14 protein-coding genes and 1 tRNA gene are annotated in these 13,481 nt (G+C 64.2%); 6 read left to right on the top strand and 9 right to left on the bottom strand.

The features are described 5' to 3' along the window. The first annotated feature begins 192 nt into the window (after positions 1-192). The 6 genes from rpmB to ACSLGO_RS00445 all read left to right on the top strand — a co-directional run bounded on the left by rpmB (position 193) and on the right by ACSLGO_RS00445 (position 5,600). Positions 193-429, top strand: coding sequence for a 50S ribosomal protein L28 (gene rpmB, locus ACSLGO_RS00420; protein ID WP_055239037.1), 237 nt, complete (start codon positions 193-195; stop codon positions 427-429). After that, positions 429-596 carry a 50S ribosomal protein L33 gene (gene rpmG / locus ACSLGO_RS00425; RefSeq protein ID WP_013602737.1) on the top strand — a complete coding sequence of 56 codons (168 nt, stop codon included), beginning with the start codon at positions 429-431 and terminating at the stop codon, positions 594-596. Before rpmB ends, rpmG begins: the two co-directional genes overlap by 1 nt. A 2-nt stretch (positions 597-598) precedes the next feature. Then, positions 599-904: a 30S ribosomal protein S14 gene (rpsN, locus tag ACSLGO_RS00430; protein WP_055239038.1), complete on the top strand. Its 306-nt coding sequence runs from the start codon at positions 599-601 to the stop codon at positions 902-904. Positions 905-1,140: 236 nt separating this feature from the next. Beyond that, positions 1,141-1,425 (top strand): HU family DNA-binding protein, encoded by a 285-nt coding sequence (locus tag ACSLGO_RS00435; RefSeq protein WP_055239039.1) that lies wholly within the window; start codon positions 1,141-1,143, stop codon positions 1,423-1,425. 117 nt (positions 1,426-1,542) lie between these two features. After that, entirely contained in the window at positions 1,543-3,690 is a 2,148-nt protein-coding gene (locus tag ACSLGO_RS00440) for a cytochrome c oxidase assembly protein (protein ID WP_436399690.1), read from the top strand. Beyond that, positions 3,687-5,600 (top strand): NHL domain-containing thioredoxin family protein, encoded by a 1,914-nt coding sequence (locus tag ACSLGO_RS00445; protein ID WP_091601734.1) that lies wholly within the window; start codon positions 3,687-3,689, stop codon positions 5,598-5,600. Before ACSLGO_RS00440 ends, ACSLGO_RS00445 begins: the two co-directional genes overlap by 4 nt. A gap of 80 nt (positions 5,601-5,680) precedes the next feature. Here the strand turns inward: ACSLGO_RS00445 and ACSLGO_RS00450 are convergent, their stop codons facing one another. The 9 genes from ACSLGO_RS00450 to ACSLGO_RS00490 all read right to left on the bottom strand — a co-directional run bounded on the left by ACSLGO_RS00450 (position 5,681) and on the right by ACSLGO_RS00490 (position 13,443). Then, entirely contained in the window at positions 5,681-6,664 is a 984-nt protein-coding gene (locus ACSLGO_RS00450; RefSeq protein WP_277664626.1) for a hypothetical protein, read from the bottom strand. A gap of 82 nt (positions 6,665-6,746) precedes the next feature. Beyond that, complete coding sequence (locus ACSLGO_RS00455) at positions 6,747-8,024, bottom strand: ABC transporter ATP-binding protein (RefSeq protein WP_091602212.1); 1,278 nt, start codon at positions 8,022-8,024, stop codon at positions 6,747-6,749. A gap of 36 nt (positions 8,025-8,060) precedes the next feature. Then, positions 8,061-8,903 carry a carbohydrate ABC transporter permease gene (locus tag ACSLGO_RS00460; RefSeq protein ID WP_091601739.1) on the bottom strand — a complete coding sequence of 281 codons (843 nt, stop codon included), beginning with the start codon at positions 8,901-8,903 and terminating at the stop codon, positions 8,061-8,063. Beyond that, entirely contained in the window at positions 8,904-9,866 is a 963-nt protein-coding gene (locus ACSLGO_RS00465) for a carbohydrate ABC transporter permease (protein WP_436399691.1), read from the bottom strand. It abuts the gene before it with no gap. Further along, positions 9,863-11,185 (bottom strand): extracellular solute-binding protein, encoded by a 1,323-nt coding sequence (locus ACSLGO_RS00470; protein WP_377955226.1) that lies wholly within the window; start codon positions 11,183-11,185, stop codon positions 9,863-9,865. Before ACSLGO_RS00470 ends, ACSLGO_RS00465 begins: the two co-directional genes overlap by 4 nt. Positions 11,186-11,425: 240 nt before the next feature. Then, the gene (gene panD / locus ACSLGO_RS00475) at positions 11,426-11,845 is read right to left on the bottom strand and encodes an aspartate 1-decarboxylase (protein WP_176697528.1); all 420 of its coding nucleotides are present in this window, start codon (positions 11,843-11,845) and stop codon (positions 11,426-11,428) included. A gap of 93 nt (positions 11,846-11,938) precedes the next feature. Continuing rightward, positions 11,939-12,012 (bottom strand) — tRNA-Gly (locus ACSLGO_RS00480). Positions 12,013-12,118: 106 nt separating this feature from the next. Beyond that, on the bottom strand, positions 12,119-12,382 hold the full coding sequence (locus tag ACSLGO_RS00485; protein WP_141653627.1) for a protealysin inhibitor emfourin: 264 nt from the start codon (positions 12,380-12,382) through the stop codon (positions 12,119-12,121). Further along, a complete protein-coding gene (locus tag ACSLGO_RS00490; protein WP_377955228.1) occupies positions 12,379-13,443 on the bottom strand; it encodes a M4 family metallopeptidase in 1,065 nt (354 codons plus the stop codon). Before ACSLGO_RS00490 ends, ACSLGO_RS00485 begins: the two co-directional genes overlap by 4 nt. Positions 13,444-13,481: the final 38 nt, after the last annotated feature.

Here is a 13,481-nt window from a genome sequence, read left to right on the forward strand (position 1 = left end):
GAACTTCACCGTCTTCCCCGCGGCGAGGCACTTCGGCTGGATCTCACCCCGCCAGGTCAACCTCCGGAAAGTCGCAGTAATAACGGTGTCAAAACTGGTGGCGGGACGCTCTTTATTGCAGGTGCCATGGCGGCATCGCCTGGTGCTTGTTTTTTGAGGACCGTCATATTTACTACAACTGGAGGAGAGATCATGGCAGCTTACTGCCAGGTAACCGGAGCTGTTCCCGGCTTTGGTCACAGCATTTCGCACTCGCACCGCCGCAACAAGCGTCGGTTCGACCCGAATATTCAGAAGAAGCGCTACTGGGTTCCGTCCCTGCGCCGCAACGTGACGCTGCAGGTTTCCGCCCGCGGCATCAAGACGATCGACGTCCGCGGCATTGACGCAGTCGTCACCGAACTCCTCGCGAAGGGTGTGAAGCTCTAGTGGCTAAGGACAAGGACGTTCGTCCGATCATCAAGCTGAAGTCGACCGCCGGCACCGGGTACACCTACGTGACCCGCAAGAACCGTCGTAACGACCCGGACCGCATGGTTCTGAAGAAGTACGACCCCAAGATCCGCCAGCACGTCGAATTCCGTGAGGAGCGCTAAGAATGGCAAAGAAGTCCAAGATTGCCCGCAACGAGCAGCGCAAGGTTGTTGTTGAGCGCTACGCTGCCAAGCGCCTCGAACTGAAGAAGACCCTGGTCGACCCGAACGCGACCGACGAAGCACGTGAAGCAGCACGCCTCGGCCTGCAGAAGCTTCCCCGCAACGCTTCCCCGGTTCGCCTGCGCAACCGCGACCAGATTGACGGCCGCCCCCGGGGTACCCTCCAGAAGTTCGGTATCTCCCGCGTGCGTTTCCGCGATATGGCTCACGCCGGCGAACTGCCCGGCATCAAGAAGTCCAGCTGGTAAGCTCCGCTTTCCACGCCTGAAAAGGGCGGCAACCCCCGTGGTTGCCGCCCTTTTTTCATGCCCGGCACTTTACTGCATCCAAAACTCCCCGGATTTTGCCCAAAAACCCGAAAAAACCGCGAAAAACCGGGGTTTTCAGCGTGACTTAGGCTTCTAAGCTGGTAAGTTTTCGAACAGAGGCGGTTACGCATCCGTGAACCGCTCGCGCTAAACACCAGAGTCCAGGAGGACATAAATTGGCTATGAACCGCAGTGAACTTGTTGCCGCTGTCGCAGAGAAGTCCGGCAACAGCCAGACCGCCGTTAACGGCGTGCTCGACGCTGTCTTCGACATCTTCGCCACTTCCGTTGCCAACGGCGAAAAGATCACCATCCCGGGCTGGCTTGCTGTTGAGCGCACCGACCGTGCAGCTCGCCAGGGCCGCAACCCGCAGACCGGCGAAACCATCCAGATCCCGGCCGGCCACAGCGTCAAGCTGACCGCAGGCTCCAAGCTGAAGGCTGCTGTCGCCAAGAAGTAGTATTCTCGCTTTCCCGAGAGGCCGGTACCGGATGGTGCCGGCCTCCCGTGTTCCCGGGCCCCGCAGGCTGGTCCAACCAGCGGCCGGGATTGGCCCAATTTTTACAAGGGGTAGAGAATGGATACCGTGCCAAACTCTGCCAAGACCCAGAACACCTCACCGGGCCGTCCTGCCGGATCGGCGTCCGAAGCCGGACACCCGGCCCGCAACGGCTGGCTGGCTGCTGCCGCCGGTGTCATGGTTCTCGCCCTGGGCGTTGCGCTGCTGTTCACGGGTGCCGCCGCGGCGTCCCAGCTCTCGGACCCCGGTGCGCTGACCCGCTGGGGGCTGCCCATCGCCAAGGCGCTGCAGAACGGTGCCGTCGCGGCAGTCATCGGCGCCCTGGTGTTCGCCGTTTTCATACTTCCCAAGCACACCGGACCCCGCCCCGGCAAAGGCGAACGGGAGACTCGTCCCGAGCATCCTGCGTTCACGCAGGCCATGTACCTCGCCTCCGGCGCCGCCGCGCTGTGGACACTGTCCGCCATCGTGGTCATGCTGTTCACCTACTCGGATGTCTCCGGCCTGCCGCTGAGCCCGGACCCGTCCTATACCGAAGGGCTCGCATCCTTCCTCACCGATTTCGCCACCGGACGCGCCTGGCTGGCAGTGAGCATTATTGCCGCCGTCGTGACTACCCTGACGTTCGGTGTCCGTTCCCTCACGGGCCTGGCCCTCACGCTGATACTTGCTGCCGGCGGACTGCTGCCCATGGCACTGGTGGGCCACGCGGCCGGCGGTGATGACCACAGTGCCGCCGTGAACTCGATCGGGCTGCACCTCATTGGCGTCTGTGTGTGGATCGGCGGGCTCATCGTCCTCGTCGTCATAGCCAGGCAGCTTGGCGACATCATCGGGGTGGTGCTGCGCCGGTTCTCGGCACTGGCCGGTTTCGGCTTTGTCCTGGTTTCCCTTTCCGGCCTGGTTAACGCCTCACTGCGGATCACGTCCCTGGAGCAGCTCGATTCACGCTGGGGTGCCCTGGTGCTCTTCAAGGTAGCGGCCACGCTGGTGCTGGGCGTCTTCGGTTTCCTGCACCGGCGCTGGATCATCCCGCAGCTGCCGGTCCAGGCGGCAGGGTCCACCAAGGGGACCTCAGCGGAGACACCACGCTCCATGAGTGCCCGCAGGGTGCTGTGGCAGCTCGTCGGCGTGGAACTGCTCATCATGGGGGCCATTTCCGGCGTTGCCGCGGCACTTGCACGCACGGCCCCGCCGCGGCCGGAGGAACTGCCGCCGAACGCTTCCCCGGCCCGTATCCTCACCGGGTACGACCTGCCGCCCGAGCTGACCGCTGAGCGATTCCTCACCGAGTGGCGCTTCGACTGGCTGTGGGTCGCGATCACAGTGACCATCGGCGTCGCGTACGTGCTTGGAGTCATCAAAGTGCGCCGCCGGGGAGACAAATGGTCCCTGGTCCGGACGCTGTGCTGGCTGGTTGGCCTTGTTGCGCTGACCTACGTCACCTCAGGTGCGCCCGCCGTGTACGGCATGGTGCTCTTCAGCACGCACATGCTTGGCCACATGGCCCTGACCATGGTGGTGCCCCTGTTCCTGGTTCTCGGAGCGCCCGTCACCCTGGCACTCAAGGCCCTGACCCCGCGCCGGGACGGCAGCCGCGGCCTGCGTGAATGGATCCTGATCGGGGTGCATTCGCGGTACTCGAAGATCATTACCAACCCGATCTTCGCGGCAGTGAACTTCGCCGGCTCCATTGTGATTTTCTACTACTCGGACCTCTTTGGCTTCGCGCTGCGCGAGCACGTGGGCCATGAGCTGATGGTGCTGCACTTCCTGCTCACCGGCTACATCTTCATCCTGACCATGATCGGGATCGATCCGCTGCCCAGCCGGGCGCCGTACCCGCTGCGCCTGGTCATCCTGCTGGCCACCATGGCATTCCACGCGTTCTTCGGTGTGGCGGTGATGGGCCAGACCTCGCTGATCCAGGCGTCCTACTTCGGCAACATGGGCCGTGACTGGGGCGTCAGCGCCCTGGAAGACCAGCAGTTGGGTGGAGCAATCATGTGGGGAATCGGCGAAGTTCCCACGGTCCTGGTGGCGATTGGCGTCGCTCTCCAGTGGTCCCGGACGGATGCACGTGAAACAAAACGCAAAGACCGTGCGGCCGAACGGAATAACGATGCTGAACTTACGGCTTACAACAATATGTTCGCCCAGCTGGCCGAACGTGATGCTAGGACAGACCAAGGAGAACGCAGATGACTGAAACGGTGCGCGCCGGATACCGCGTCCGGGCCTCCGAGCTGGAAGGCCGCAACTGGCTCAACACGGGCGGGAAGCAGCTGGGGCTGGAAGACCTCCGCGGCAAGATCGTCCTGCTGGACTTCTGGACTTTCTGCTGCATCAATTGCCTCCACGTCCTGGATGAGCTGCGGCCGCTGGAGGAGAAGTACTCCGACGTCCTGGTGACCGTGGGCGTCCATTCGCCCAAGTTCGAGCATGAGGCCGATCCGGTGGCACTTGCTGCCGCCGTCGAACGCTACGAAATCCACCACCCCGTCCTCGATGACCCGGAACTGGCCACCTGGCAGGCCTACACGGCCCGTGCCTGGCCCACCCTGGTGGTCATTGACCCCGAGGGTTACATCGTGGCCCACCTCTCCGGCGAAGGCCACGCAGCCGGCCTGGAGTCCCTGGTTGCTGAGCTGGTGGCTGAGCACGAAGCCAAGGGCACCCTGCACCGCGGCGACGGCCCGTACGTGCCGGCAGAGGTAACCTCCGGAGACCTGCGCTTCCCGGGCAAGGCGGTAGCCCTGCCGGAAGGAACCTTCCTGGTCACGGACACCGGCCACCACCGCCTAGTGGAACTGGAAGCGGACCTCTCCACGGTGCGCCGGGTCATTGGTGAAGGCACCAAAGGCTGGCGCGACGGCGACGCCGGTACGGCCAGGTTCAACGAACCGCAGGGCCTGACCGTGCTCCCCGCGGCCGTCGCAGAGACCCTCGACTACGACGTGCTGGTTGCTGACACCGTCAACCACCGCCTGCGCGGCGTGAACCTGGCCACCGGAGCCGTCACCACCGTGGCCGGAAACGGGATCCAGCGGCTGCTTGACGCTGAGAACCAGACCGCCCCCGCGTCCACGGACCTGGGAACCGATCCGCTGGGGACCTCGCTGTCCTCTCCGTGGGATGTGCTGTGGTCCACCGCGCTGGGCCAGGCCGTGGTGGCCATGGCCGGCACCCACCAGATCTTCGCCTTCGACCCCGCCACCGGCGCGCTGTCCATCCTGGCCGGAACCGGCCTTGAAGGCCTGCTCGACGGCGACGGCGACGCCGCCTGGTTCGCCCAGTCCTCCGGCTTCGCCCAGGACGCTGAAGGCAGCATCTGGGTCGCCGACTCCGAGACGTCCGCACTGCGCCGGCTCCGCTTCGACACCTCCGCCGCAGGCAAGCCCGCCGTCACGGTGGACACCGCCGTCGGCGCCGGGCTGTTCGACTTCGGCTTCCGCGACGGCGACGCTTCCGAGGCACGGCTCCAGCACCCGCTGGGAGTCGCTGTCCTCCCGGACGGCTCCGTGGCGATCGCCGACACCTACAACGGCGCCGTGCGCCGCTATGACCCGGCGACGAAGACCGTTTCCACCCTCACCCGCGGCCTCGCAGAGCCCTCGGGAGTCCTAGTGGACTCGACGTCCGACGAGCCGCTCCTGGTGGTTGTGGAGGCCAACAAGCACCAGCTGGTCCGGCTGCCGATCCCCAAGGAAGCGCAGTCCGTGGATGAAGGGGCCCGGCAGACCCAGCGGCCGAAGACTCCCATGGCACCTGGCGCGCTGGGCCTTACCGTCCGCTTCGCCGCGCCCAAGGGACAGAAGCTTGATGACCGGTGGGGAGACCCTACCCAGCTGAAGATCTCTTCCTCCCCGGAGGAGCTGCTGGTTTCGGGCGGGGGAACCGCCGTCGGACTGGTCCGTGAACTGGTGCTTTCCGATTCCGTTGCCGAGGGAGTCCTGCACATCACCGCCCGCGCTGCGGCCTGCGACGGTGAACCAGGCGGAGAAATCCCGGACCACGCCGCCTGCCACCTGTACCAGCAGGACTGGGGGATCCCCGTGGTGATGCAGGCCGGCGGCGAAACGGAACTGACCCTGGACCTCCGCGGCCTCGACTAACCACCATCGAGATAACAGAAACTGCCCGTATCCGGCCGGATACGGGCAGTTTCTGTTATCTCGTTTGTGTGTGGGGGGAGCTAATCGATGACGGCGGTCAGCGACACTCCGGCGTCGGTCACGGAGAGCCGGGCGCCGAAGGTGAAGTCCTTCTCCTCAATGAGCGGGCTCTGCGCGCCTGAGAAGAGATCGGTCTGGGTGGCGCTCACGCGGGCCTTGCCCTGCAGCGGGGCCAGTACCCAGTGGCCGTCAGCCGGAGAAATCTCCACCGTGGGGTACTCCAGGATCTCCCAGGTGATGGGGGGCTCCACGCGGTTGTCCGTGAGGTGGTAGAACGGGCAGCCCGGAGGTGCCAGGCGGTTCTGCTCGCCGGCGCAGTTGTCCAGGAACTCGCGCACCCGGGCATCAACCGTCTTGACCAGTTCCTCGGTAGCCTGGCTGCGCAGCGTCAGGTCCACTGAGTCGCCCGGCCCGGCCAGGACAGCGGACTGCTCCGGTGCCTCGAAGTACCCGCTGGTGTAGGAGGCCGCCACCCGCGAGGGGTAGAACGCGGCGAAGGTGTTGCTGCCCTCGGGCAGCAGGACCCGGGCTCCGTTCAGCTGCGCCTCGTTTTGGTTGGGCGCGTTGACGCGCACGGTGGGCAGGTCCTGCGGCCGGAAAGACCACTCGTCGAAGAACATCCACCGGGTGCCGGTCTGCTCCAGCTCGAAGGTGGACTGCTGCTCGGCGCCGTCAAGCCGGTAGTTCACCACCACGTTGGTGCGCCCGTCCATGGACGTGGAGACCTCCTCCATGCCGAGCACCTCAAGGCCTTCAGTGGAGGCACGCAGTGCGTCCGCGTCCAGCAGGGCAGCGTTTGCCTCCGGCACCTCCGCGTTGAGGATTCCAAGGGCCAGAGCGCCGTCTCCGTCCTGGAGCGCCTGGAAGTAGTTCTCCACCTGCTTTGCCGGCCCGTAGACCTTGGCGTTCACGAGCCAGATCACGACGACGGCGGCCGCGATGGAGAGCATGAGGGCAGTGAGCCAGATAGTGACTGCCTTGATTACCGGTGATGATGCCTGCACGCTCTTACGTTACCTGCCGTTTCCGTGCGCAACCGACCGGAGGGCCCGCGTGCTGCGGTTCCTCCGGCCGGCTGCGGGACGGCTAGGAGTCTGCGGCGGTGCCTGCCGCTTCCCGAACATCCTCGCGTGCCATGGCGATCTCTTCGGCCCGACGCTCGTTGGCTTCCTCGGTGAGTTCCGCCCCCGCCTCGGGGTCGCGGGTCAGGTTCTCGCCGGTCTCCGGATCGAAGATATGGATCTTCCGGGTGTCCAGCCAGAGCTCTGCCTCGCGTCCGCCGCGTACCCGGCTGGCGGCGTCGAGCGTCACCACAATCTGCGGACGGAGCTCGTCAGCGTCCATGTCCCGGGCCAGGTTGTCCAGCAGCTCGCGGACTTCCGGCGTCGGGTCGAAATGGATGTAGCCGTACTGTTCGTTGCCCAGCCACTCGGTATGGGTGATCGGCGCGGTAAAGGTGGATCCGTGGGCCTTCTTGTCCCCCTCAACAAGGGACGCGTCCTCGAAGAATTCCGGCCGGATACCCACCAGGACTACCTTCTTGCCCGCGGCCTTGGCGGCCTTGTCTTCGGGGATCCGGATGTCTCCCACGGCAGTTTCAAGGACGTTGCCCTCCTTGATGGTGGCCGGAAGGAAGTTCATCGACGGCGATCCGATGAAGCCGGCAACGAACAGGTTGACCGGCTGCTCGTAGAGTTCCCGCGGCGAAGCTACCTGCTGCAGGATTCCCTTTTTCAGTACGGCCACCCGGTCACCCAGGGTCATGGCTTCGGTCTGGTCGTGGGTGACGTAGATGCTGGTGACGCCCAGGCGGCGCTGCATCTGCGAGATCTCCGAACGCATCTGCCCGCGGAGCTTGGCATCCAGGTTGGACAACGGTTCATCGAACAGGAACGCGTCTGCCTGGCGGACGATCGCGCGGCCCATGGCCACACGCTGCCGCTGCCCGCCGGAGAGGTTGGCGGGCTTGCGGTCCAGGTGCTCGGTCAGCTCGAGGGTGGCGGCTGCGTCGTTGACCAGCCTCTTCACTTCCTCATCGCTGTACTTCCCCTTGTTCAGCCGGAGGGGGAACGCGATGTTCTCGAACACCGTGAGGTGCGGGTACAGGGCATAGTTCTGGAACACCATGGCAAGGTTCCGGTCACGCGGAGCCTTGTCATTGACGCGCTCCCCGTTGATCAGCAGGTCACCGGAGGTGATGTCCTCCAGGCCCACGATCATCCGAAGCAGGGTCGACTTGCCGCAGCCGGAGGGGCCCACCAGGATGATGAACTCACCGTCGGCAATGTCCAGGCTGATGTCGTTGACAGCCGGGAAGCCGTCCCCGTACTTCTTGACGAGATGGTTGAGCGTAATAGATGCCATGCTCCTGGCTCCTTTTCTAGTACCGTGCGTCTGGGGCTAGCCCTTGACGGCGCCCTGGGTTAGTCCGGAAACGATCTGTCGCTGGAACAGCAGTACAAGCACAACGACCGGGATGGTCACAATGATCGCGGCTGCGGAAATTGCTCCGGTTGGCGCTTCGAACTGGGAAGCGCCGGTGAAGAAGGCCAGAGCCGCAGGCACCGGCCGTGCAGCTGAGGTTGAAGTAAGCGAAATCCCGTACACGAAGTCATTCCAGGCAATGAAGAACGCGATGATTGCCGTCGTAAAGACGCCGGGGGCGGCGAGCGGAACGATCGCCTTCCGGAACGCCTGCCAGGTGGTGGCGCCGTCGACCTGCGCTGCCTGCTCCAGCTCCCAGGGAATCTGGCGGAAGAACGCAGCCAGGGTCCAGATGGAGATGGGCAGGGTGAGGGAGAGGTAGGGGATGATCAACCCGAGCCATGTGTCATAGAGGCCGATGTTCCGCCAGAGGTTGAACAGCGGGGTCACGATCGAGATGACCGGGAAGATCGAGACGCCGAGTGCGGTGGTCAGCACGAGCTTCTTGCCGGGGAAGTCCAGCCGGGCAATGGCGTAGGCACAGAGTGTGGCCAGCACGACGGCGATGAACGTGGCGATCAGCGAAATGCCGATCGAGTTCCGCAGCGCGGAGAGGAACAGTTCCTGGGCGTCTCCAACCAGGATCTGTTCGTAGTTCACCGTGGACCAGGTGGTCGGCAGGAACGTGCCGGAGGTGAGATCGCTTGGGAGCTTGAACGACGTCGCGAAGATGGATGCGACGGGGAACAGTGCGTAGACGATCACCAGGATGGAAATGATGGTCCAGGTGATGCGCCTGCGTATCGGTGACGATTCCATTTAGTTGCCCCCTCGTGCGCCGGTCAGGTCCACCTTGAAGAGTTTGATTGCGATGAAGCAAATCAGGATGACGCAGAGGAACAGCAGGACGGAAACCGCCGAACCCATGCCGATCTCCAACCGGGTAATGGATGTGCGGTAGGCCAGGAGGGACAGCGTCTCAGTGCCGTACGCTCCCTTGGTCATGATGTAAACGTTGTCGAAGATGCGGAAAGCGTCCAATGCGCGGAACAGGACTGCCACCATGATGGCGGCCTTCATGTTCGGCACGATCACCCGCGTGAAGCGCTGCCACCAGGTGGCGCCGTCGACTTCCGCCGCTTCCGTCAGTTCCCCCGGAACCTGCGCAAGTCCGGCCAGCAGGAGCAGCGAGATGAACGGCGTCGTCTTCCAAATCTCCGAAGCCATGATCACGGTGATGGCGGTGCCGAAGTCCGCGAACCAGTTCAGGTCCGTGCTGATGCCCGGGACCCAGCTGAACCAGTGGTTCACGTACCCGGAGTTGATGTCGAAGGCGTAGAACCAGGCGAAGGCCGACACCACGGTGATGATGCCGTAGGGCACCAGGATGGCCGTCCGCAGCCAGCCGCGGACGGCTTTCAGTGCGCTGTTCATGACCATGGCCAGGGCGAACCCGAGGATCAGCTCGATGATCACGGTGACCACCGTGATGAGCACGGTCACCCGCAGGTCCCGCCAGAACACTTCGTCCGTAAGGATGGTGGCGTAGTTGCTCAGGAAGACGAACTGCCTGTCATCCGGCGCTGTGAGGCGGTACTTGAAGAGGGAGTCCCACAGAGCCAGCAGGATCGGGTAGGCAGTCACGGCCAGCATGATGATGAACGCGGGGCCGGCAAGCCAGAATCCAAGCCGCCGTTCAGCCCTGGCCCTGTCGCTCAGCCCGGGTTTGCGCCCTTTGGGGCTGTCGCCGGCGGCGGCACGTGTTTCCACTGACGTACTCATAGCAGCCTCTCTCCCTTCAGGACCTCAAGAATGAACTGCTGGCTGGTTCCCGGGGTGGTGTCCGGATTGACGTCCTGCGGCGGCGTCCAGGTCTGCTGGATGCCGGTGGAGATTTCGTTGTAGTACGGAGTCTGCGGGCGGGGTTTGGCCAGGTCCAGCGATTCACGGATGGTTCCGGCCATGGGGAAGGTGTCAACGACTTCCGGATCGTTGTAGGCGTCCGGGTTGGACGGCGGGTTGCCGTTCGATGCGAAGTAGTAGGCCTGGTTTTCGGGGCTGACGATGCACTCGATTGCCTTGTACGCCAGGTCCGGGTGCTTGCTCTTGGAACCGACGCCCAGGTTGATGCCGCCCAGCGGGGGAGCGGTTTCCTCTCCCTCGTTGACCTGCGGGTAGAGGGCCCACCCAATGTCGTCGATCAGGGAAGCGGGCAGGGACCCTTCCTCGACGGCCGCATTGGTGGCGGGCCAGACGAACGGGTAGTTGACCATGAAGGCGCCCTTGTCACCCTGGAACTGGATCATTGAGAAGTTCTCGGTCTGGGTGGGCAGGCCCGGGCCGCCGAGTCCGTCCTTGCCAATCTTCGAGACGATCTCCGCAGCCTTCTTGCCGGCATCGGAATCGATGCCCAGCCGGATCTCGTCGGCGGAAGCGTCCGGGTTCTCCACGATCTGCCCACCGGCCGATTCGATCATTGCGTTCACCCAGACGGTCATCGACTCGGCCCGGGCACCCTGCACGCTCAGGTACTTGTCCTGGCTGGCCACGGCTTCCATCAGCTGGTCCCAGGTGACGGGCTGGCTCATGTCCAGTCCCGCTGCCTCGGCTACGGACTTGCGGTACCAGAGGATCTGGGTGTTTGCCCAGAACGGTACGGCGACAACCTCGTCCTTCCAGGTGGCGCCCGCAAGGGCGCCCTCAAGAACGTTGGCGGTGGTGCGTTCGCGCACATCATCGGGAATGGGAGCCAGGTAGCCCGGTTCTGCGTATTCGGGCACGTTGGGCGGATCCAGGCTCATGATGTCCATGCTGGTGTCACCGGCGGCGAGCCGCCGCGCCAGCTGCTCCCGCTGCGACGGGGCATCGTTGGGAAGCAGGGAAGTCTCGATGGTGTACTCCCCGTTCGAAGCGTCAGTGCAGCGCTTCGCCAGTTCGGCCTGTCCGCCGTCATCCGGGTTGATGTACCACGTCAGGGTAGGCGTGGAACCGGAATCCGAACTGCAGCCCGCCAGCAGGGTGGCGCCGACGGCGAGGGCGAACCCCGCAGCTGCAGACTTCCTTATCCGGTGTCTGCCGTGATGTTTTGCACCTTGTGGCATGGGTATATGCCTCCACCTCGTCGTAGGCACGGACTTCAGTGATGTTCCGCGAAAGGAAGCTCAGCAACCTTTCGATCGACCATATGCCCAACAAGGTGCATTACGCCACAGTTCCGCGGGCAAACCCGTGAAAGCTCAGGTGGGAGGGGAGCGAACTGTTATCTAACCGTGTCCGCTGAGGGTAGAAGGGGCGTGCAGGCGCCGCCTCCGGCGCCGGAATCCAAGTGGCGGACCCGTAGGTCAGTGCCGGGAAGCTGCGAACGGCGGGCGCTGTGTGCCCGGGGTGACCGCCTCGGCTGGATCGGTGCCGAGTTCGATAATGCGGTTGCTGCCGTCCACATGGACGACGGCGGGAACATAGGCACGCGCCTCTTCGGTGCTCATGTCCGCATAGGTAATCAGGATGACCTTGTCCCCGATGTTGACCAGATGCGCGGCCGCGCCGTTAATGCCGATAACGCCGGACCCGCGCTCGCCGGCGATTGTGTAGGTTTCAAGCCGGGATCCGTTGTCCACGTCAACGATCGAGACCAGCTCACCGGGAAGGATGTCTGCTGCGTCGAGCAGGTCCTCGTCCACGGTCACGGAGCCTACGTAGTGGAGGTTGGAATGGGTGACGGTGGCACGGTGGATCTTGGACTTAAACATTTTGCGGTTCATAGCGTGTTCAAGTGTACGCCCGGCACGTGGTCTGCCATCCGGCAAAGAAAGGCACCTCCGGCCTGGGGCCGGAGGTGCCTTTTCTCCCTGTGGTGGAGCGGGCGACGGGAATCGAACCCGCGTATCGAGCTTGGGAAGCTAGCGCTCTACCATTGAGCTACGCCCGCACGGCGCCGGTGAAGCACCGGCACAGGAAACCACTTTACATGCCTTTCGCATCAGCAGCACAAAGCTGTTTGCGGTGTCCCGGGAGGCCACCGGCGGGGGGCAATCCTAGGCCCGGCGGGCCTCTCCGCCGTCCCGAGCACGCTCCACCAGTTCCCGCCACTGCCCGGTGAGGGACGTCTCGGGAATGGTGACGGCCTGCTGGCCAACCCTGATCTCATACGTGAATCGGTCCTGACCGCCGGCAGGTTCCTCGGGCGGCTCCTGGAGCAGGGGAAGCCAGCGCTGCTCAGCCTCCTCGGAACTCACCTCGCTGCTCCAGGTGCGCCGCATTCCAGCGATGCCTCCGGTACGCACCACAACCAGTCTCATACCATGACATTAACCTCTTGCCATGCAGCCTGCACAGCGGAACTTTCTTCGCTCCCGGCCCCGTAGCGCTTTTCAGCGGCCGTAATCGTGGCAGCAGCGAAAACCGGGAAGGTGCAGTCCGCCGGGAAATTGGGCTCCGTGATTGTGTCGTACCAGATCTGGCCTGCGCGTTCCCAGGCATAGCCGCCCAGCCGCACGGAGGCGAGATAGAAGGCGTGGTTCGGGATTCCCGAGTTCAGGTGCACGCCGCCGTTGTCCGAGGTGGTTTCTATGTAACCGGACATGTCCGCAGGCTGCGGATCCTTGCCCAGCACGTCGTCGTCGTACGCCGTTCCCGGAGCGGCCAGGGACCTGAGGGCGGAGCCGCTGACCTCCGGCGTGAAGAGGCCTTCGCCAACCAGCCAGGAGGCGTCCGCGGCGGTTTGTCCGAGGAGCTTCTGCTCCACCAGGCTGCCGAAGACATCCGCTACCGATTCGTTCAGCGCGCCGGCCTGGTCCTGGTACACCAGCTTGGCTGTGTACTGGATGACGCCGTGAGTCAGTTCGTGGCCGATCACCGTCAGCGATTTGCTGAACCGTTCGAATACTTCGCCATCCCCGTCCCCCAGGACCATCTGCGCTCCGTCCCAGAACGCATTGTCGTAGTCGTGTCCGTAGTGGACGGTGGCCAGGAGCGGCTGCCCTGCCCCGTCCACGGAGGACCGCCCATAGGCGTCCTCATACAGGGCATAGGTGGCTCCCAGCCCGTCATAGGTTTCGTCGACGGCGGGATCCCCCGTCGAAGCCGAGCCCTCCGCGCGCACCTCCCTGCCGGGCAGTTCCTGCCGCTGCATGGCGTCGTAGACCGTACGGCGGAGCTTGGGGCTGAAGGCGGTGCCGGACGACGGCGCCTTCGCAGTGCGGCCGAGCTGCCTGGTTTCCGCCACGGAGCTGAACTCCATGAGCGTACGCCGGGCAGCCTCGGCGGCAGCAGCGAGCCGGTCGGGACGTTCCGCGATCCGGGAGAGCAGATACGGCGGAACTATTGAGCAGTTCGTTGGGGAAGCCGGGAAACAGGTCACGTTACAGCCCTCCATCTGTAGTGAGTTTCCTCAGAGTA

This window comes from Arthrobacter sp. IK3 (assembly GCF_051337705.1).
Taxonomy (GTDB): domain Bacteria; phylum Actinomycetota; class Actinomycetes; order Actinomycetales; family Micrococcaceae; genus Arthrobacter_B; species Arthrobacter_B koreensis.